Genomic DNA, 20,186 nt, shown 5'->3' on the forward strand with positions numbered 1-20,186 from the left:
ACCTTATCTCTCCCCGCGCCGCGGGGAAAGATAAACACTCTCATTGGTTTGCAAACGGCAACTTGAAGTTGGATTGGTATATAACTGAATGATAATAACAATATTATCCTTCATTATATATTTCCAGATCCTCTATTTCGCTCTGTCCACGCACTTTCATCTCATCGTCTTTACGTAAGTTTTCCAGATAATCGAGGTAACGCTGGTCAATGTCTTTCGTAACATAGATGCCATCGAATACGGAGCATTCGAATTTTTCAATATCGGGGTTTTCTTCCTGAACCGCTTGGACAAGATCATGCAGGTTTTGGTATATCAGGGCATCAGCCCCAATGATCTGGCGAATTTCATCCACTTCCCGGCCGTGGGCTATCAGCTCATTGGCATTGGGCATATCAATACCATAAACATTCGGGAAACGAACTTCCGGTGCCGCCGATGCAAAGTAAACTTTCTTGGCTCCCGCTTCCCGCGCCAGTTCAACAATCTGTTCAGAAGTGGTGCCGCGCACAATGGAATCATCCACCAGCAAGACATTTTTACCCCGAAATTCAGCGCGATTAGCATTTAATTTACGGCGAACGGATTTACGTCGCTCCTGCTGGCCGGGCATGATAAAAGTACGCCCTACGTAACGATTTTTAACAAATCCCTGACGATAGGGTTTATCCAGAATTTGGGCGATTTCGAGTGCGATATCACACGAGGTTTCCGGTACGGGAATCACGACATCAATGTGCAAGTCTTCCCATTCTCTGGCAATTTTTTCCCCTAATTTTCGCCCCATCCGCAACCGTGCGTTATAGACCGAAACCTTGTCAATAAAGGAATCCGGCCGGGCGAAATAAACAAACTCGAACAAACAAGGTGTCAATGATGGGTTTTCCGCACATTGGCGGGTAAACAGTTGCCCGTTTTCCGTGATATAAATCGCCTCCCCGGAAGCGACATCACGCAGGAATTCAAAACCTAATGTATCCAGTGCCACACTTTCCGAGGCCACCATGTATTCGTTGCGGCCATCCTCCAGTGTCCTCTTGCCCAACACCAGCGGGCGAATACCATGCGGATCACGAAAAGCCACCACGCCATGCCCAATGATCATGGCAACGCAAGCATAAGCCCCACGGATCTTTTTATGCATGTTTGAGACTGCCGAGAAAATGTCATCAGGCTCTAATGGGAAAAGTGGAAATTGGGTTAATTCATTGGCAAAAATATTCAGCAGGATTTCAGAATCTGAGGTGGTATTGACATGACGGCGGGCATTTTCAAACAGCATTTTTTTCAATTCATGTGCGTTTGTCAGATTGCCGTTATGCGCCAACGTGATACCAAAAGGAGAATTCACATAAAAGGGCTGCGCCTCAGATGCACTGGAACTGCCCGCCGTGGGATAACGGACATGTCCAATTCCGATGGTTCCCTGTAAACGTAACATGTGCCGTGTTTCAAACACATCCTTGACCAAACCATTAGCCTTACGTAAACGAAACTCATTGTTACCATCAATGGTTGCAATACCCGCTGCATCTTGTCCACGGTGCTGAAGCACCGTCAATGCATCATAAATCGACTGGTTAACCGGTGTAAAACCGACGATACCGACAATACCGCACATGTAGCCTTTCCTCATCAGCTAAGCGGAGAGCGCTATCTCTCCGGCAGGAAACTCGACGCACTTTGTAGGTAGTCAAAAAACCACCTGATGATTTGACTGAACTGTGGGATCAGTTGCGATTGTTGCCAATCCTGGCTCTTAGGCAGTGGCGTGAAAGAGTCTGCAACAAACAAAATAGCAGACACAACCAAGACGCCACGCAAAGCCCCAAAACAGATCCCCAAAACCCGATCAGTACCTGACAGGCCCGTTCGCTGGACAAGTGAACCAATGACATAGTTGACTACCGCGCCAACAATCAGTGTTGCAATAAATAAGATAGCAATCGCCACCCCATTGCGCACTAATTCATCTTCCAGGCGGGTAAAATACGCCGCCAGATAAGTGTAGAAATGGCTTGCAACAAAGAAAGCACAACCCCATGTTATCAGGGAGAGCGCTTCGCGAACAAAACCACGAATCAAGCTAACCAGTGCCGAGAAGCCAATGATGGCAATAATCGTATAATCAATCCAGACCATTTTTTAATCCAAAAACAGGCCCCCGACATTCAAGTCGGGCGCATTTTAACAGAAAACGAAAACGTTTGCGTAGTAGATTCATCACTCTACTGAAAATAAATTTTGGCGGGTAAACAAACAGCATTCGCTGTAATGGGTCAATTTTTAACTGCTGTTTCCATAATGGAAAATCACCTGTCATTTTGAACCCTTATAAGCCCCGTGATGGCGCTTTTGGTGTGATCATGGGAAGTTTTTACTTCCCATAAGTGCCAATCTGATTATGGCTGATAGTTTTTAATCTGTCCTTGTAAGCCCGTCAGTTCCTTCAATTCAGACAAGCTGGATTCCAGTGCCTGTCTTGATCCATTCGGCCCTACATAGATCCGGGTTAATTGCCCTTGTGCCGGAGAAGACGGAACGGTATAGACCTGATGCCCAGAAAGACGCAGCCTTGCCACTATCTCTTCAACTTTACCCGCATTTTTTAATGCGCCAAGTTGAATAACATATGCCGTTGCCTGGGGGGCTTGTTCAGCAGGCTTCGATTGAGTCTCTGGCTTGCTTTCAATACGGGGTTCAGGTTTACGCGGTTCAGGTTTGACCTGCGGTTTCGTCTCCACTTTCCGTGGAGGAGAAAAATCAGTTGCCTTAGGCGCTTGCGTAGTCGTCACAGGAGGGGCGGTTATCAGCGCGTCTATATCCGGTTCTGTCTCCTGTGATTGCATCGCTTGCGCTGCACCTTCGGGCGGTGTCGATGGCATGTTTTGTGCCAATGGTGAGATAGAGTCAATATCTTCTTCATCACCCGGTTTTGGCACCAGAGGAATCGAAGCAAATTGATCTTCGTTATATTTCTTATCGCCATCAAAAATCATCGGCAGCACAATCACACCCAATGCGACAAGGACGATGGTGCCAACCAGACGATTTTGAAATTTACTGGCCACTTTCCTTGCCCTCCTCCAGTACTTCCATGACATGAGCAACCGTATGGAAAGAGCCACAAACCACGATGATATCCTGCACCGATGCGTCTTCCATTGCCTGCTGCCATGCGGCTCTCACTTCGGAAAATGTTCGGGCTTGCACCAGATGCCCGGACAACACTTCGGCTTCAGCTCCCCTCAGTTCATCCAGTGATGCGCAGTACCATTCATCAATCTGCTGGGAAAGGCAGGCAAGTGTACCGGCGATATCTTTATCTCCCAACATGCCAACCACACCACGGATCTTACTGTCTGGTGCGCGAGGCAGTTCTGCCAATTTTTGCACCAGATAACCCGCAGCATGTGGATTATGAGCCACATCCAGAATGACCCGCGGAGCTTCCCTGACCATTTGGAAACGCCCCGGTAATTGCGCATTCTCCAATCCTGCACGGATTGCCTGCTCATCAATGGCACGGCTGACTTTATCATCCTGCTGCAACAAGCAGTTAATGACCCCCATCGCCGTCGCGGCATTGGCTAACGGCACATTGGGTAACGGTAATTCATTGAATTGCAGATGACCGCCCAGCCAGTTCCAGCTATTTTCATTCTGTGAGAAATGCCAATCAACGTCTCGACGAAAAAGTTTAGCGCCCAGTTCATCTGCGACGTCAGCAATGGAGTGAGGCATATCCTGTTCACCCACCACGGCAAAGTGCCCACGACGGAAAATACCGGCTTTTTCACGGCCAATGTGTTCGCGATCCGCGCCCAGCCAATCGGTATGGTCCAGCGCAATGCTGGTGATGGCGGCGATATCGGCATCGACGATATTAGTGGCATCCAAACGGCCACCCAACCCAACTTCCAAAATCACGACATCAAGATCAGCTTCTTTAAAAAGCTGTAATGCGGCCAAGGTTCCATACTCAAAATAGGTTAATGAGATATCGCCACGCTGGGCTTCAATTGCCGCAAAGACACGGCAGAAATCTTGTTCTGCGACTTCCCTACCCTGAATACGCACCCTTTCGGTATAACGGATTAAATGCGGGGAACTGTACACGCCGACTTTAAGCCCTGCGGCCAGAAAAACAGACTCAAGGGTATGGCAAGTGGTTCCCTTGCCATTAGTGCCTGACACCGTAATGACTTTAGGTGCCGGGTTTAATAAACCGAGCTGACGGCCAAGTTTACCCACACGCTCAAGCCCCATATCAATGGCTTTGGTATGCAGGTTTCCCAGATAGGAAAGCCACGTCATCAGTGGCGACGTGGCTTGAGGAATTTGCAAATTATCAGACATCTTCTTTATTAGGATTGATGTTTATATCCGCTTCGACATCAGCAGGTTCAATGACGATGGTTTCCACTGGCTCGGCGTTTGTGCCTGGATGCGGCTGATGGGTCAACATTGCAAGCAGGCTGGCAACCTTATCGCGCATTTCCGGACGGCGAACAATCATATCGATCGCGCCTTTCTCCAGCAGGAATTCACTGCGCTGGAAGCCTTCCGGCAATTTTTCACGCACCGTCTGCTCGATGACACGCGGGCCGGCAAAGCCAATCAATGCCTTAGGTTCAGCGATATTGATATCACCCAGCATCCCCATACTTGCCGTTACCCCGCCCATTGTTGGGTTGGTCAATACACAGATATAAGGCAAACCCCGATCTTGCATTTTTGCCAGCGCAGCACTGGTTTTTGCCATCTGCATCAGCGACATCAACGCTTCCTGCATACGTGCGCCACCACTGGAGGTAAAACAAACAAACGGGCAGTTGTCTTCCAGAGCCTGTTCAACCGCACGCACAAAACGGGCGCCAACAACAGAGCCCATTGAGCCACCCATGAAATTGAATTCAAAGGCACCGGCCACGACGGGCATCTCATGCAGCTTACCTTTCATGACGATGAGTGCATCTTTTTCTTGCGTCTGCTTCTGGGCGGCCGCTAAGCGATCTTTGTATTTTTTGGTATCGCGGAATTTCAGGATATCTTTAGGTTCCAGCTCACTGCCTAATTCTGTACCCGTGTCTGCATCTAAAAATGCCTTCAATCGATTACGGGCTGAAATGCGCATGTGATGGTCACATTTTGGACACACTTCAAGGTTACGCTCTAATTCAGCACGATAAAGTACCTGACTACAACTGTCGCATTTTGTCCAAACTCCTTCAGGTATGCTTGCCTTACGAGTTTGCATTATTTTGCTTTTGTTTAGAATCTTTTCAATCCAGCTCATTAATGAACCTTTCCGTCTGAAATTTGGCTGTTGCCAGCTTTTGTTTTACGTGCCATTAAACCACAATGCCATTGCAGTGTGGATAAAAAACTGCTCAAACCTGTTTACGGTTATCGATTTATCTATCTTCTATTTATCTGTCTGCTGCGCGACCGGCTGCTTTTTTCGATGCAGCACGCCGATGGCGCCAAATTTCTATGATACCCGGCAGAATAGAAATAAAAATAATTGCAACAATCAATAATTTCAGGTTTTGCTGTATGACTGGCATATCGCCAAATAAATAACCGGCATAAGTGAATAATAGCACCCAGATAAATGCACCGATGACATTATAAGCAGCAAAATGGCGGTAAGACATTTTCCCCATTCCTGCTACAAACGGTGCAAACGTTCTAATAATGGGGACAAACCGCGCCAAGATGATGGCCTTTCCACCATGTTTTTCATAAAAACCATGGGTTTTATCTAAATAACTACGGCGGAAAATCTTTGAATTTGGATTAGTAAATAACTTCTCACCGAAAATTCTGCCAATGGTATAGTTTATCGCATCCCCCATAATCGCGGCCGTAATCATCAAAGCCACCATAATGTGTACATTCAAGTCATTGGAATCTAATGCAGAAAGTGCGCCTGCCACGAACAGCAAAGAGTCCCCTGGCAAAAATGGCGTCACCACCAAACCGGTTTCACAAAATATAATCAGAAACAGGATGCCATAAACCCAATCACCATAATTCGCCACCAACTCCGCTAAATGGGCATCAATGTGTAAAATAAAATCGACAATGAATTTCGCAAAATCAACAAAATGAGTTAAAAACTCCATAATATTCCTCGTGATAACCCAACATCCCTGTCACTATTCGAAAATGTCAGATTAGATTATTTGCCAGAAACAGCGGCCCCATAATAGGTTCAGGTAAACCAAAACGTTCAGGATAATCCACGGCAACTAAATATAACCCCTCAGCTTTGGCAGTCGCTGCCGCTTTTGTCCTGTCTTTCAGTGCCAATAGTTCGGCCATCCAGCCAATATCCTGATTACCGCAACCAATCTCCAGCAAGCTGCCAACGATATTGCGTACCATGTGATGCACGAAGGCATTCGCCTTAATGTCCACGACAATATAATGCCCATGCCGGCTGACATTAATATGCATCATATTGCGCCACGGTGAATTGGACTGGCACTGCACCGCCCGGAAAGAGGTAAAGTCATTTTCGCCCAACAGGCGCTGTGCCGCTGCATGCATTTTTTTCTCATCCAAGGGATAATGAAAATGCGTAACGCCGTGTGCTAATACCGCTGGACGATAGCGATGGTTGAAAATCACATAGCGATAGCGGCGAGCGGTTGCGCTAAAACGGGCATGAAATTCATTATCCACCGTTTTAACCCAACGTACGGCAATATCTGGTGGCAAGTGGGTATTGACTCCCATTGTCCAGGCGGCGTCTTTACGTTGAGCCGAGGTTTCAAAATGCACAACCTGCCCCGTCGCGTGTACCCCTGCATCCGTTCTACCCGCACAAAAAACTGAAATCGGCGCATTCGCGACTTTCGATAGCGCCTTTTCCAGGCATTCCTGCACACTTTTCACTTCTTGCTGACGTTGCCAACCATAATATCGACTGCCGTCATATTCAATCCCCAGTGCAATTTTCACTTTCTTTGCCTCTGGCACAGACTGGCTTAGCTCTGTATCAGACATCAGTAAAATTGCTCCTGCATCAGTTTTTCTGCAACTTCAATCGCCATCAAGGCACCGCCGAAACGGATATTATCGGCAACTGACCAGAATTGCAGCATCTCTGGCATGCCATAATCATTGCGCAGACAGCCGATGCTCAAACTATCCGTGCCTGACGCGTCAGTGACCGGCGTCGGGTAATCCCCCTCTTCGGAAACCTGAATGTCTTCGAGACGTTCAAATTCACTACGAGCTTCTTCTATACCAACCGGACGCAGTGTTTCCACACTCACCATTTGGGCAATGCCATAAAAAACAGAGGATTGGACACAACTGACAGAAACCGGTAATCCTTCATCCTGCAATATTCTGCGAATTTGATCGACAATACGGCGCTCTTCACGCACCACGCCTTCGGCATCGGGCAGCAAAGGCAGGACATTGAAAGCCAACTGCTTGCTAAAACGATCTTCATCCGGTGGAATGCCATTTAATAAACGCGCACTTTGGCCTGCCAGTTCGTCAATGGCGGCTTTACCATGAACGGAAACCGGCAAGATGTTGGTCAAATGTAAACGGCCAATGCCAGCCGCATCGATCAATGGCTTAATGGCCGTCAAAACCTGGCTTGTTGCGCTATCTGCCACGGCAATGATGTTACGGTTACGATATTCCGCTAATACGTATGGGTTAACGCCGGGAACAACCAGAGGCACATCGGGTTCTGCGGCAAATAAACCGCTACTATCAATCACCAAACAACCCGATTCGGTTGCCTTTTCAATATGTTGGGCAGTGACTTCCATCGTCGCGGCAAAAAAAGCGAGCTGTACCTGTGACCAGTCGAATTCTGCCGCATCGCGAACCGTAAGGTTTTTTCCGTTGAAACGCTGGATCTTTCCAATACTCTGTTCGCTGGCAAGAAGATGCAGTTCACCAACCGGAAATTGACGCTCCTGTAATAACGCCAATATCGCTTCACCGACTGCGCCTGTTGCACCTAAAAGCGCAATACTCCAACCCTCTGACATGTTGGTTTTCTCCACTTCTCTTATTCCGCTACTTTTATTTGGCTGACGGGCAGGGAACCCTGCCCGCATTAAACCACTTTTGCATTAAATCCCATCCTGGACAGTAATTGTGCGCTCTCTTCTGAGTCACAATGTACGGTCAGGGAAGACCATTCCCGACGATCGGGATAGTATTTGCGTAATTGATCAAAAGCGCCCTCTTGATGCGCAACCTGACGTAAGGGGGCATCATCACGGCGCACATCATACACTAAATGCATCAAACGCTTGAGGATGCTTTGCGTCACTTCTCCTCGTACCGTGATTTGACTAAAATCGGGAGTCGGCAACAAATCAGCCAACTCAGTCTTGCGAGGTTGTCCCAGAAACTCACAATAGGCCTCAAAAACCTGAGTTGTTCCCCGCGCTTTGCCTTCCAGGGTATAGCCGGCAATATGGGGAGTCGCAATATCAACTAAGGCTAATAGAGGCAGAGAAAGGTTAGGTTCTACTTCCCAAACATCAAGCACGACACGTAATTTTTTTCCATTTTGTAATACGGAAAGTAACGCTTGATTATCAACCACCTCACCACGGCTGGCATTAATCAAAATTCGGTTGTCCGGTAATGCAGAAAGCCATTCTGCGTCGGCTAAGTGATAGGTTTTATAGGGGCCTGATTGATTAAGCGGTGTATGGAAAGTTAATATATCCGCTTCCTGTACCAATTTTTCTAAAGGCCAAAACTCCCCTTCATCACCACGATCTGCGCGAGGAGGGTCACACAGTAAGGTTTTCACGCCCAAAGCTGCCAATCGATCAGCTAAACGCCCCCCGACATTGCCAACACCCACAATGCCGACCGTTTTATCTTTTAACTGAAACTGATCTTGCTCAGCCAATAACATCAGTGCCGAAAATACATATTCAACCACAGCAATGGCATTGCACCCAGGCGCGGCGGAAAAACCAATGCCGGCCTGGGACAACCATTGCTGGTCAACATGATCCATTCCCGCCGTGGCAGTCCCGATAAATTTCACCGAACTGCCTTGCAACAGGGATTCATTGACTTTAGTGACAGACCGGACCATAAAGGCATCAGCATGTTCCAAAACCCCGGCAGGTACTGGGCGTCCTGGAATTGCCCGCACTTCTCCTAATTGCTGAAAGAGTTGTTCAGCATAAGGCATATTTTCATCAACTAAGATTTTCACTTTTCTCATCCAATGGCTTACATGGGCGTGATCCGCTATTCTGCCACTTTATCCACATAAAACCTATATGCCTTCCGCCTTATCTTTTAAGCCATCGCTTCATTAACCGCCCAGTAAGAAAATAACGGACAGGTGATTTTTGCTATCAGGTCAGCCTTTTCTGAAACGTTCTGGCGTTGTACCGGCAAGTTGCTGAAACATGGCAATAAAGGCTGATGATGAGCTATAGCCCACATCAAACGCGATTTCGTGGATACTTTTTCCCTGTTCCAATAAGGAGATGGCATGCAGAAAACGCAACCGCTGCCGCCATTCACTAAATGACATTCCCAATGCTTGCTTACAACGCCGCGATAACGTTCTTTCGGAGGTATAACGCTTTTTGGCCCACTCCGCTAAGGAGGTGTTATCCGCCGGATTGCGTTCCAGCATCTGTAGTATTGGGGCAAGCAACTTATCTTTTGAGGAAGGTAAATAGGTACATTGCTTTGGTGACAACGCCAACTGATCGATTAATACTTGTGCCAACCGCCGATCTTTTTCTGTTTCCGGCTGCCGGATATTTCGTGCAAAAAAATTCACCATAATCGCATTGAAGATGCCACTCAATCGGATAATACAGGGGTGTTGCGGTAAGGAATCACTCCATTCGGGGGAAATGTCGATGATCCAGAACCGTAATTCTTTGTGGTTATAACTCGAATGGGCGGTATTTTTCGGCATCCAGATACAAAATTCCGGCGGAGCAAGAAAGCGCTGCGCCCCCACTTGCGTTTCCATGACACCACAAACGACATAAATTAATTGACCGAAAGGATGTGCATGTAACCGACATTCAGTATCAGCGCTCAATGTTTCATCACGAAAAGAGAGTGTCTCTGGTATGACTGACTCAAATATGGCTTGATTCGTCTTCTCTCGACCGAACATTTTTACTCCCGCAATTTTTTATCCATAAAATAATAAGGGTATAAATAGATTTTCATCATAGCAATACACCCAAAGTATGCGCTTTCCTTACTCCTCGCTGCGCGAGGAGTAAGGAAATGACCGACAATTTTGGGATCTTATTGATATCTTGTCTTAATTGACACACCTGTTGTCTGATTATCAATATATATAATAAATCGGTCATTGATACACTAAACAGACAATAGACTCATAGAAATCATTTCCCTCAATGAAAAACTTATTATTCCCCTTCGTCGCTGTGCTGATTTGGTCAATCAATGCCGTTGTCAGCAAAGCGGCTGCCACCCTTATTGAACCCGCTGCAATTGCTTTCTATCGGTGGTTTATTGCCTTTCTGGCTTTAACCCCTTTCATCTTATTGCCGATCTTAAGGCAGCGGAAAATCGTCGCCCAATATTGGTGGAAGTTATTGATTTTAGGCTCCCTGGGTATGGTACTTAACCAAAGCCTGGCCTACTACGCAGCCCATACCGTCAGTGCGACAATCATCGGGATTTTCACTTCATTGGTCCCCTTATTAACCGTCATTATCAGTATCTTTGCCTTGCGGGTTACCCCTACGGTTGGCATTACCCTTGGTACGGTTCTGTCTTTGTTCGGCCTTGTGTGGCTGGTCAGCAAAGGAGAACCCGCTTCCCTATTGCAACATGGCCTGGGTATTGGCGAAGTGATGATGTTTATTGCCGCAGCCTCTTATGCCTTGTATGGGGTGTTGACTAAACGCTGGGCAATTCCATTACCTAACTGGCAATCTCTTTATGTACAAATTGGGTTTGGCGTTTTATTGCTCCTGCCTAATTTCATGATGACGGACAATATTCAGTTAACGGACGATAATATTTCCCTTGTTCTGTTTGCCGGCATTCCCGCCTCCATTATTGCCCCCTATTTATGGATACAGGGTGTTGTTCGCATCGGCGCAAACATGACGTCTATTTTTATGAATCTGGCGCCCGTTTTTACGGCCGTCATTGCTATCGTCGCTCTGCATGAAAAGATGCACAGCTATCACTTAATTGGAGGAGGCATTGTTCTGGCCGGTGTCATACTTGCACAACAGTTACGTATCCCGCTCACCCGCAGAAAGCCTGAATACAATTCTCACCAGTAACCCGCCTAGCGCTTCACTGGGTAAAAGCTGGAGAGTGGCATTGTGGTATTGGCAAATTTCTTTAACAATGGTCAGCCCTAATCCCGCCCCCTCCAGCCCAGCCGCGTTGTCCAAACGGTTAAACGCCATAAGAGATTGACGAATATCTGCCTGGGCGATACCGGGTCCTGAATCGTCGATCTCAAGGCAACCCCGTTTTTTGTCCGACATGATGGTTACCCTTCCCGTCACCACGCCCATTTGCGGGCTGTATTTGATGGCATTGTCCAGCAAGTTAGCGCACATTTCGGCTAACAATAACGGATCGCCTTTGATCCACAAGGCCTCTTCCCCTTCATAACCTAAGTCAATATTTTTGCTTTCTGCTTGCTGTAAGCGGGAAAAGCAGACTTGCTGCAACAACCCTACGATATTGACTGGCTGATAATTTTGTATTGCCTCTTTTTCATGCATCTTAAGTTGTGAAAGTTGCAACAGGCGAGCGGTCAGCAAGATCATGTTATCCAAACTCTTATCAATCGCCGCCAGTATGCTATCCCGCTGTTTTGGATCTTGGTTGCCACGAGCCACGACGACTTGTGTTTTCAATACAGTCAAAGGTGTCCGCAGTTGATGGGAAGCATCCGCACTGAAGCGCTCTTGGCGTTCAACCATCAATCTCAACCGTCCAATATATCGGTTAATCGATTGAAGCAATGGGGCAAGTTCGGACCAGGGTAAAATATTTGGCAGTGATGTGAGATCATTCGCGGAGCGGTGGCTCATAATGCCAGAAAGTTTTCGCAACGGTTTAAGCAGGCGCTTGAGCAGGATGTAAGCAAGGAGCAATGTCAATAATACGACGGCGCCCTGATTAACCAGTGAAGACAGCAGTAATTGGTCGGCCATATATTGACGGGAAGTCACCGTTTCTGCCACCAAGATCAACGCCATACCCATCATGTTGCCTTCATTAATGGGCTGGTACAACCCCACTACGCGTATAGACTGCCCCTGATATTCCGCATCATAAAAATAGGCCAATGCGGTATACAAGGGGGAACGCTGGAGATGCTGCGGTATTCGAGGAAGATCGTCATAACCGGAAATTGTTTTTCCTTCCGGGGAAATAACTTGATAGTACAAACGATCATTGATATTGCGCTCGAAACTGTCCAGAACCACATAAGGTACATCGACGATCAGGTTTTGATCCCGAACAGTCAGACGTTCCGCAACAGTTCTTGCTGACGCAAGCAGTGTTCGGTCATAGGCCAGCATGGCTGCATTTTTTACACTGACATACTGGCCATAAACAGAAGCACAGCCCAGTAACAGTAGGGGAACGCCAAAAAACAGCAGCAATTGATGGAATAACGACCGTGGTATTTTTAGAGAGTTCATTGTAGCAACTGCTCCAATCGATACCCCAAGCCACGTAATGTCCTGATCCCAACATCACTGTTAAGTAATTTTTTCCGCAATCGGTGAACATACAGCTCTATGCTTTGTGGATTCGCTTCCTCTGATAGAGAAAATACCTGCTCAAACAGTTGCTGTTTAGAGACCGGACGCCCTCGGCGATAAAATAGTGTTGTCAGGACAGACAGTTCTCTGGGCGTCAATGCCAACGGTACATTGTTCAAGACGAAATACCCTTCGCCTTCATAAGCCAGTGAGCCAAATTTCTGTGGTTCTTGTGGTATGGCTGAACTCCGACGCAACAAGGCACGAATGCGGGCTTCCAGCTCCTGGAAATCAAAAGGTTTGGTCAAGTAATCATCAGCACCAGAATTCAATCCCTTCACACGATCCGTGACATCGGTTTTGGCCGTCAATAACAGTACGGGTAAGTTTTGGCCACGCTTACGCAACCGCGATAACAGGGACAGGCCATCCAATCTGGGCAAGGCAACATCCAGAATTAACAAAGCATAATTTTCCGTCTGCAAAAGCTGATCGGCAACAATACCATCTTCAGCCAGATCAACCACAAACCCAGAACTATTCAGTGCTTTCTGTAACCAATGTGATAATTCTGGGTGATCTTCAACCAATAAGAGCCGCATAAATAATACCTATTGTTAAAAATTAACCAGAGAAATAAAGCGAAGTTATTACACAATTGCAATATTAAGTCTTAGCAATTGCTTACGGGTTAACAAAAAACATCTGCACAAACAAATAATTAACATAAAAATGTAAAACACCACGCAAATTAGGCGACTAAGGTCACATCCAGACAATTTTTATTGTTAATGAAAGGTAATTGAAAGGTTTCATTTCTATAAATGGACAGGTGCCAGAAATTTGCCATTGATACCCTTTACTGGTGCTATGTGAGGAATAAAAATGAACACTTTTAAAACGTTATTAACGGCTGCAAGCCTGCTTATTTGTTCCTGCGCTTTTGCAACCTCTGCCCCCAATCGAACCGAATGTATTGCACCCGCCAAACCCGGTGGAGGCTTTGATTTAACCTGCAAACTTATTCAAATTTCACTCTTGGAAACCAACACTATCGACTCTCCTATGCGGGTAACATTTATGCCCGGCGGTGTCGGTGCGGTTGCCTATAACGCCATTATTGCCCAACGGCCTGCCGAACCTGGCACTATCGTCGCCTTTTCCGGGGGTTCCTTATTGAATCTTGCCCAAGGCAAATTTGGTCGCTACAACGTCAATGATGTGCGCTGGCTGGCCAGTGTCGGCACAGACTATGGCATGATTGCGGTGCGTTATGATTCCCCCTACAAGACGCTGACAGATTTAATGGAGGCGTTTAAAAAATCCACCGATAGTATTGTGTTTGGCGCCGGTGCTTCCATCGGTAGCCAGGACTGGATGAAAACCGCATTACTGGCAAAAGAAGTGGGTATTGACCCCCGCAAAATGCGCTATGTTGCGTTTGAAGGGGGGGGTGAACCTATCACTGCCCTGCTGGGTAACCATATTCAAGTCGTATCCGGTGACCTAAGTGAAACGCTACCTTATCTCAATGGCGATAAAATTCGCATCCTCGCGGTTTATGCCGATAAACGGCTGGACGGCGATTTAGCAAAGATCCCTACAGCAAAAGAACAGGGTTATGACCTGGTTTGGCCCATTATTCGTGGTTTCTATTTGGGACCAAAAGTTTCCGATGAACAGTATCAATGGTGGGTGGATACCTTTAAAAAACTCCAACAAACTGACGAGTTCAGAAAACAGCGTGAACTACGCGGGCTGTTTGAATTCAATATGTCTGGCAAAGAGCTGGATGACTATGTGAAAAAACAGGTTATTCAATACCATGAAATGGCAAAATCCTTTGGATTAGCAAAATAAAGGCGTTGCATCATGAGTGATCGTATCTTTGCTACTGTATGGCTAGTGCTGTGTGGAATAGGGTTGATCATTGGCTGGGGGATCCATAGCGAATATAGCTATGAGCCTTTGGGTCCCCGCCCATTTCCAATTGCCATTATTTCATTAATAGCACTCTGTGCTTTACTGCTGCTCTTTAAAAAACCCGATCCTGTCCACTGGCCGGCACCTCCGGTGTTACGTCGCTTAGTTTTATTGATTGCCCTACTCGCCATTTATGCAGGGTCATTTGAGTGGCTGGGTTTTCCACTGGCAACCACATTATTGACCATCTGTATGGCATTACTCTTTAACGCCACATTCCCGGCTGCGATTATTTCTGGTGTATTTCTCGGTAGTTCGCTCTTTTTTGTTTTTGATCGTCTGTTAGATGTCACTCTGCCAGTCGGCAGTTGGCTCAGCTAAGGAGACAACAATGGATACTTGGGTATATCTGAGCCACGGTTTTGAAGTCGCATTAGTCCCTAAAAACTTGGTCATTGCATTAATCGGCTGTTTTATTGGTACGGTTGTTGGGTTACTGCCCGGCCTCGGTCCCATCAATGGGGTGGCGATCCTACTACCACTGGCTTTTGCATTAAAATTACCGGCTGAATCCGCCTTGATTTTGTTGGCCACGGTCTATATTGGCTGTGAATATGGCGGCCGTATCTCGTCAATCTTACTGAATGTACCGGGAGATGCCGCTGCCATTATGACAACCCTTGACGGCCATCCAATGGCAAAACAGGGGCGAGCAGGGGTTGCACTCTCTATCTCCGCTGTCAGTTCATTTTGTGGTTCACTGTTAGCGATTAGCGGGATCATCTTATTTGCGCCACTTTTGGCCCAGTGGTCTTTAGCATTTGGGCCTGCTGAATATTTTGCCCTAATGGTGTTTGCCATTGCCTGTCTTGGCAGCATGATGAGCCAAAATCCCATAAAATCATTATTTGCCGCTTTAATTGGTTTGGCTTTAGCCACCGTGGGTGTGGATGCCAACACCGGTGTTTATCGTTTTACTTTCAATAATGTGCACCTCTCCGATGGCATTCAATTTATTGTTGTCGTGATTGGGTTATTTTCAGTTAGTGAAATTTTATTAATGCTGGAAAGCACTTCTACAGGGCAAAAAGTCATTAGCCAAACCGGGCGCCTGCTATTTAATAGGAAAGAAGCGGCAGCGTGTGTAGGGCCAACCTTACGCTCCTCAGTGATTGGCTTTTTTGTCGGAATATTACCCGGCGCCGGGGCGACAATCGCCAGTGCCATTACGTACATGACAGAAAAACGGCTTAGCGGTAACAGTGACTCATTTGGCAAAGGGGATATCCGCGGTGTAGCGGCACCAGAGGCGGCCAATAACGCATCAGCATGTGGTTCATTTATCCCGATGCTGACTCTCGGTGTTCCAGGCTCAGGTACAACCGCTGTGATGCTGGGTGCTTTGACCCTTTATAACATCACCCCTGGCCCGACCATGTTCACAGAACAGCCTGATATCGTCTGGGGACTGATTGCCGCTTTATTGATCGCCAATATTTTATTGCTGATCATGAATATCCCGATGATTGGGCTATTTACCCGTATGCTGAATATTCCAATGTGGTTTTTGGTTCCATCAATAGCCATCGTTTCGGCAGTCGGGGTATATGCCATCCACAGTACCACTTTTGATCTTATGTTGATGGTTGGGTTAGGCGTGTTCGGTTATATCCTGCGAAAAATGAATTTTCCCATGTCACCGCTGATATTAGGTTTCGTCTTAGGTGAAATGCTGGAACAAAACCTGCGACGGGCACTATCAATCAGCAATGGAGATTTTGCGATCCTGTGGAGCAGTACTATTACACAAGTGTTGCTGATACTCGCGATGTTGGTCATCGTTATTCCCCCCGTACTACGCATTATTAATAAACGCCGTAATAAACATCACACTAAGATCTCAGCTTCTTAATAAAAAAATAGCCAATCCACATAATCAATGGATTGGCTTTCATGACAATGGATAAACTTGTCAGTAGCTAAAAATTAGCTCGAATACTTGCGCATCACCAGGGAGGCATTTGTCCCACCGAACCCAAAGCTATTGGACATGACTGTCTTTAACTCGCATTCGGTAGGTTCAGTAATAATATTCATGCCTTGTGCTTTTTCATCCAGATCTTCGATATTGATGCTTGGTGCAATAATTCCATGTTCCAACATCAATACACTATAAATCGCTTCATGGGCACCCGCTGCCCCCAATGAATGCCCTGTCATCGCTTTAGTGGCGGAAATGGCCGGTGTATTGTCGCCAAAAACTTCCCTAATGGCTTCCAGCTCTTTTAAATCACCAATTGGCGTCGAAGTTCCGTGGGTATTGATGTAATCGACTTCGCCCTCAACACCGTCTAATGCCATCTTCATACAACGCACTGCTCCTTCCCCAGAAGGGGCTACCATATCCGCACCATCTGAATTTGCCCCATAACCGATAATTTCAGCATAAATATGTGCGCCACGGGCCAATGCGTGCTCGAGTTCTTCAACCACCACAATACCGCCACCACCCGCGATCACGAAACCATCGCGAGCCTGATCATAAGTACGGGAAGCACATTCTGGTGTTTCGTTATATTTGGTGGACAGGGCGCCCATTGCATCAAATTCACACGCCATTTCCCAGCTTAATTCTTCACCACCCCCGGCAAAAATAACATCTTGCTTCCCGAGCTGGATTAATTCAACGGCATGGCCAATACAGTGCGCAGAAGTTGAACAGGCAGAACTGATGGAGTAGTTGACTCCCTTGATTTTAAACGGTGTTGCCAAACATGCGGATACACCTGAAGCCATCACCCGCGTGACCATATAAGGGCCAACACCACGCAATCCACGGGCACGCATACCATCAGCACCAACAACTTGGTTATAAGGTGAGCCACCTCCCGAACCAACCACCAAGCCAGTGCGAAGGTTAGAAACCTGTTCTTCGGACAGGCCAGAATCCTTAATTGCCTCATCCATTGCCAGATAAGCATAAATAGAGGCATCACTCATGAAACGTAGCGTTTTTCGATCAATCAAACCAGAGGTATCCAGCTTTACATTTCCCCAAACATGGCTGCGCATGCCCATCTCTTTAAATTTTTCTGAGAAAGTTATCCCGGAACGACCCTCTTTCAGAGATTCCAGCACCTCTTTCTGGTTGTTACCAATACTGGAGACAATACCCAGACCAGTGATCACTGCTCGTTTCATTACTTACCTCATCAATATGTTTACCTGCGGGATTTATTCATCTGCACTTTAGCGTACACTTGTACGCCGAACAAGTCCGATCAGGTTAAAAATTTAAGGAAAAATTGATCTGGACTCAGCCTGGAAGATTTATCATGGGTGGTGCAACTAAACGAAGACCGTTAAAATCCGCATATTATTGTTATCAACTGTACAGGCATTATTGTGAAAAACAGTGCTATCAGCAACGCAACCCTAAGTTGGAATGAGCAGGGCACCCCCATTTCAGAGCAGTTTGATGATGTTTATTTTTCAAATCAAGATGGCTTGGAAGAAACATTATATGTATTTTTGAAAGGCAATCATTTTCCTCAACGTTTCAATACTCATCCCCGTCCCGAATGCGTTATTGCAGAAACAGGATTCGGTACTGGATTGAATTTTCTAACACTTTGGCGATCTTTTTCCCAGTTTAGGCAACAATATCCTGAAGAAACCTTAAAACGACTGCATTTTATCAGTTTTGAAAAATATCCATTAAAGCTGACAGACCTGAAAACAGCGCACCAACGTTGGCCGGAACTTGAGGCATTTTCTGCACAATTATGCCAGCAATGGCCCTTACCATTGGCTGGCTGTCATCGATTAATTTTGGATAATGGCGCTATTACCCTGGATCTTTGGTTTGGGGACGTCAATGATCTATTACCGAAGATAAGTTCAAACCTGACAGGGAAAATTGATGCCTGGTTTTTAGATGGTTTTGCCCCAGCCAAAAATCCGCAAATGTGGAGTGAACAGTTGTTCACTGCAATGGCAAAATTTTGTCGTCCTGAAGGGACGTTTGCAACCTTTACATCGGCCGGGATCGTCCGGCGGGGATTACAAGAAGCCGGTTTTAATGTCACTAAAGTTAAAGGCTTTGGGCGTAAAAGGGAGATGCTCACGGGGACTTTATCTTCATTCAGTGATCCACCGCCTTTGCCCCATACCCCCTGGTTTTCTCGCCAAGCAGCTACCCATACCGACGATATTGCCATCATCGGGGGGGGTATTGCCAGCGCATTGACCGCACTTGCCCTATTACGCCGCGGCGCCAAAGTCACGCTATATTGCCAGGATGCGCAACCAGCCCAGAATGCATCCGGCAATCAACAAGGAGCCATTTATCCCTTACTGAATGGTAATGATGATCCATTAGAACGCTTCTTTACATCAGCCTTTACTTTTGCCCGCCGCCAGTATGACCAATTCATTGACGAAAATGTGTCATTTGACCACCAATGGTGTGGTGTCAGCCAATTAGCTTATGATGAAAAAAGCGCAAATAAAATTGGCAAAATGCTACGGACAGCATGGTCAGAAGAAATTGCACTTGGTATGAATCGCAACCAATTAAGCGACGTCGGTGGATTAGATGTAAATTATGCGGGTATTTATTATCCACAAGGGGGATGGTTATACCCTGCACAACTCACCCAAGCCGTTATCAAACTGGCTGAGCAGCGTGGAATGCAAGTTTACTTTAACCATAAAGTCACTCAGCTCATTCAAGATAAAAACGGCTGGCAATTGCAGATTGGACATGGAGAAAACCGGCAATGCAGGAAGCACAACGTTGTCATTATTGCCAATGGTCATTGCCTGCCACAATTTGAACAGACTAAACAACTTCCTGTCACCGCTGTTCGTGGTCAGGTTAGCCATATTCCAACCACAGATAGCCTGCGCCACTTGAAAAGCGTACTGTGTTACGATGGCTATATGACCCCCGTTAATCCTAATAACCAATATCACTGTATCGGTGCCAGTTATCAACGCAATCAGTTGGATACACTTTACTCTTCTCGCGAGCAGCAAGAAAACCAAGATCGTTTATTAAAATGTTTCCCCGATGTTAATTGGCCACAGGAAGTTGACATTTCAGAAGGGAAATCCCGTCAGGGTATCCGGTGTGTCATTCGGGATCATATGCCAATGGTCGGGAATGTTCCTGTTTTCAGTGAACTTATGGCTAAATATGCCCATTTATCCCAGCAAATAAACGCTAATAAAATGATTGAAGAATCTCCTTGTTACCCTGATTTGTTTGTTCTCGGTGCATTAGGTTCACGCGGATTATGTTCTGCCCCTTTAAGTGCCGAATTATTGGCTAGTCAGATTTTTGGGGAAGCGCTACCGCTTGATGATGAGACATTAGCGGCTTTACACCCAAATCGCTTTTGGGTCAGGAAGCTATTACGCGGCAAAGCAGTAAGAACAGAAAAACCTTAAAGTCGTTTATTCAGTTGCACCAGGTATGGAAAAGGCATACCTGGTACAAACCCTCGC

At 46.5% G+C, this 20,186-nt stretch carries 18 protein-coding genes; 5 read left to right on the forward strand and 13 right to left on the reverse strand.

The window, feature by feature from the left end; all coding sequences use genetic code 11:
* Positions 1 to 103: 103 nt before the first annotated feature.
* The 10 genes from purF to Xkoz_RS00100 form a co-directional block, all read right to left on the reverse strand.
* On the reverse strand, positions 104 to 1,621 hold the full coding sequence (gene purF / locus Xkoz_RS00050; protein WP_099140175.1) for an amidophosphoribosyltransferase: 1,518 nt from the start codon (positions 1,619 to 1,621) through the stop codon (positions 104 to 106).
* Positions 1,622 to 1,653: 32 nt separating this feature from the next.
* Positions 1,654 to 2,142 (reverse strand): colicin V production protein, encoded by a 489-nt coding sequence (gene cvpA, locus Xkoz_RS00055; RefSeq protein ID WP_099140176.1) that lies wholly within the window; start codon positions 2,140 to 2,142, stop codon positions 1,654 to 1,656.
* A gap of 260 nt (positions 2,143 to 2,402) precedes the next feature.
* Positions 2,403 to 3,071: a cell division protein DedD gene (gene dedD / locus Xkoz_RS00065; protein WP_099140178.1), complete on the reverse strand. Its 669-nt coding sequence runs from the start codon at positions 3,069 to 3,071 to the stop codon at positions 2,403 to 2,405.
* Positions 3,061 to 4,359, reverse strand: a complete 1,299-nt coding sequence (folC, locus tag Xkoz_RS00070) for a bifunctional tetrahydrofolate synthase/dihydrofolate synthase (protein WP_099140179.1) — start codon at positions 4,357 to 4,359, stop codon at positions 3,061 to 3,063. Before folC ends, dedD begins: the two co-directional genes overlap by 11 nt.
* Positions 4,352 to 5,299, reverse strand: coding sequence for an acetyl-CoA carboxylase, carboxyltransferase subunit beta (gene accD / locus Xkoz_RS00075; protein ID WP_099140180.1), 948 nt, complete (start codon positions 5,297 to 5,299; stop codon positions 4,352 to 4,354). Before accD ends, folC begins: the two co-directional genes overlap by 8 nt.
* 133 nt (positions 5,300 to 5,432) lie before the next feature.
* Positions 5,433 to 6,131, reverse strand: a complete 699-nt coding sequence (locus Xkoz_RS00080; protein WP_099140181.1) for a DedA family protein — start codon at positions 6,129 to 6,131, stop codon at positions 5,433 to 5,435.
* A gap of 46 nt (positions 6,132 to 6,177) precedes the next feature.
* On the reverse strand, positions 6,178 to 7,017 hold the full coding sequence (gene truA, locus Xkoz_RS00085; RefSeq protein ID WP_099140182.1) for a tRNA pseudouridine(38-40) synthase TruA: 840 nt from the start codon (positions 7,015 to 7,017) through the stop codon (positions 6,178 to 6,180).
* Positions 7,017 to 8,027, reverse strand: coding sequence for an aspartate-semialdehyde dehydrogenase (locus tag Xkoz_RS00090; protein WP_099140411.1), 1,011 nt, complete (start codon positions 8,025 to 8,027; stop codon positions 7,017 to 7,019). The genes truA and Xkoz_RS00090 overlap by 1 nt, the downstream gene beginning before the upstream one ends.
* A gap of 68 nt (positions 8,028 to 8,095) precedes the next feature.
* Entirely contained in the window at positions 8,096 to 9,223 is a 1,128-nt protein-coding gene (pdxB, locus tag Xkoz_RS00095) for a 4-phosphoerythronate dehydrogenase PdxB (RefSeq protein WP_099140183.1), read from the reverse strand.
* Between the two features lie 150 nt (positions 9,224 to 9,373).
* Entirely contained in the window at positions 9,374 to 10,153 is a 780-nt protein-coding gene (locus Xkoz_RS00100) for an AraC family transcriptional regulator (protein WP_099140184.1), read from the reverse strand.
* Between the two features lie 250 nt (positions 10,154 to 10,403).
* Here Xkoz_RS00100 and Xkoz_RS00105 point away from each other — a divergent pair, with 250 nt between their 5' ends.
* A complete protein-coding gene (locus tag Xkoz_RS00105; protein ID WP_099140185.1) occupies positions 10,404 to 11,306 on the forward strand; it encodes a DMT family transporter in 903 nt (300 codons plus the stop codon).
* Here Xkoz_RS00105 and Xkoz_RS00110 read toward each other — a convergent pair.
* Together Xkoz_RS00110 and tctD are read right to left on the reverse strand one after the other, a co-directional pair.
* Positions 11,256 to 12,689, reverse strand: a complete 1,434-nt coding sequence (locus Xkoz_RS00110) for a sensor histidine kinase (RefSeq protein ID WP_099140186.1) — start codon at positions 12,687 to 12,689, stop codon at positions 11,256 to 11,258. The genes Xkoz_RS00105 and Xkoz_RS00110 overlap by 51 nt on opposite strands.
* Positions 12,686 to 13,354: a transcriptional regulator TctD gene (tctD, locus tag Xkoz_RS00115; protein ID WP_099140187.1), complete on the reverse strand. Its 669-nt coding sequence runs from the start codon at positions 13,352 to 13,354 to the stop codon at positions 12,686 to 12,688. The genes Xkoz_RS00110 and tctD overlap by 4 nt, the downstream gene beginning before the upstream one ends.
* A gap of 283 nt (positions 13,355 to 13,637) precedes the next feature.
* On the opposite strand from tctD, the gene Xkoz_RS00120 reads away from it, so the two are divergent.
* Genes Xkoz_RS00120 through Xkoz_RS00130 form a run of 3 tightly spaced genes read left to right on the forward strand, consistent with a single transcriptional unit; the run spans position 13,638 to position 16,587 of the window.
* The gene (locus tag Xkoz_RS00120) at positions 13,638 to 14,612 is read left to right on the forward strand and encodes a Bug family tripartite tricarboxylate transporter substrate binding protein (protein ID WP_099140188.1); all 975 of its coding nucleotides are present in this window, start codon (positions 13,638 to 13,640) and stop codon (positions 14,610 to 14,612) included.
* Positions 14,613 to 14,624: 12 nt separating this feature from the next.
* On the forward strand, positions 14,625 to 15,056 hold the full coding sequence (locus Xkoz_RS00125; RefSeq protein ID WP_099140189.1) for a tripartite tricarboxylate transporter TctB family protein: 432 nt from the start codon (positions 14,625 to 14,627) through the stop codon (positions 15,054 to 15,056).
* Positions 15,057 to 15,066: 10 nt separating this feature from the next.
* Positions 15,067 to 16,587, forward strand: coding sequence for a tripartite tricarboxylate transporter permease (locus Xkoz_RS00130; RefSeq protein WP_099140190.1), 1,521 nt, complete (start codon positions 15,067 to 15,069; stop codon positions 16,585 to 16,587).
* Between the two features lie 74 nt (positions 16,588 to 16,661).
* Here Xkoz_RS00130 and fabB read toward each other — a convergent pair whose 3' ends face one another.
* Entirely contained in the window at positions 16,662 to 17,876 is a 1,215-nt protein-coding gene (gene fabB / locus Xkoz_RS00135) for a beta-ketoacyl-ACP synthase I (RefSeq protein ID WP_099140191.1), read from the reverse strand.
* A 204-nt stretch (positions 17,877 to 18,080) separates the two neighbouring features.
* Here fabB and mnmC point away from each other — a divergent pair, with 204 nt between their 5' ends.
* The gene (mnmC, locus tag Xkoz_RS00140) at positions 18,081 to 20,129 is read left to right on the forward strand and encodes a bifunctional tRNA (5-methylaminomethyl-2-thiouridine)(34)-methyltransferase MnmC2/FAD-dependent 5-carboxymethylaminomethyl-2-thiouridine(34) oxidoreductase MnmC1 (RefSeq protein ID WP_099140192.1); all 2,049 of its coding nucleotides are present in this window, start codon (positions 18,081 to 18,083) and stop codon (positions 20,127 to 20,129) included.
* Positions 20,130 to 20,186 lie beyond the last annotated feature (57 nt).

Source organism: Xenorhabdus kozodoii, from assembly GCF_002632875.1.
GTDB classification, from domain to species: Bacteria; Pseudomonadota; Gammaproteobacteria; order Enterobacterales; family Enterobacteriaceae; genus Xenorhabdus; species Xenorhabdus kozodoii.

Bases quoted from the DNA above. Each gene is read 5' to 3' on its own strand.
- purF (WP_099140175.1), bottom strand. From the start codon at position 1,621: ATGTGCGGTATTGTCGGTATCGTCGGTTTTACACCGGTTAACCAGTCG.
- cvpA (WP_099140176.1), bottom strand. From the start codon at position 2,142: ATGGTCTGGATTGATTATACGATTATTGCCATCATTGGCTTCTCGGCA.
- folC (WP_099140179.1), bottom strand. From the start codon at position 4,359: ATGTCTGATAATTTGCAAATTCCTCAAGCCACGTCGCCACTGATGACG.
- accD (WP_099140180.1), bottom strand. From the start codon at position 5,299: ATGAGCTGGATTGAAAAGATTCTAAACAAAAGCAAAATAATGCAAACT.
- Xkoz_RS00080 (WP_099140181.1), bottom strand. From the start codon at position 6,131: ATGGAGTTTTTAACTCATTTTGTTGATTTTGCGAAATTCATTGTCGAT.
- truA (WP_099140182.1), bottom strand. From the start codon at position 7,017: ATGTCTGATACAGAGCTAAGCCAGTCTGTGCCAGAGGCAAAGAAAGTG.
- Xkoz_RS00090 (WP_099140411.1), bottom strand. From the start codon at position 8,027: ATGTCAGAGGGTTGGAGTATTGCGCTTTTAGGTGCAACAGGCGCAGTC.
- Xkoz_RS00100 (WP_099140184.1), bottom strand. From the start codon at position 10,153: ATGTTCGGTCGAGAGAAGACGAATCAAGCCATATTTGAGTCAGTCATA.
- Xkoz_RS00105 (WP_099140185.1), top strand. From the start codon at position 10,404: ATGAAAAACTTATTATTCCCCTTCGTCGCTGTGCTGATTTGGTCAATC.
- Xkoz_RS00110 (WP_099140186.1), bottom strand. From the start codon at position 12,689: ATGAACTCTCTAAAAATACCACGGTCGTTATTCCATCAATTGCTGCTG.
- tctD (WP_099140187.1), bottom strand. From the start codon at position 13,354: ATGCGGCTCTTATTGGTTGAAGATCACCCAGAATTATCACATTGGTTA.
- Xkoz_RS00120 (WP_099140188.1), top strand. From the start codon at position 13,638: ATGAACACTTTTAAAACGTTATTAACGGCTGCAAGCCTGCTTATTTGT.
- Xkoz_RS00125 (WP_099140189.1), top strand. From the start codon at position 14,625: ATGAGTGATCGTATCTTTGCTACTGTATGGCTAGTGCTGTGTGGAATA.
- Xkoz_RS00130 (WP_099140190.1), top strand. From the start codon at position 15,067: ATGGATACTTGGGTATATCTGAGCCACGGTTTTGAAGTCGCATTAGTC.
- fabB (WP_099140191.1), bottom strand. From the start codon at position 17,876: ATGAAACGAGCAGTGATCACTGGTCTGGGTATTGTCTCCAGTATTGGT.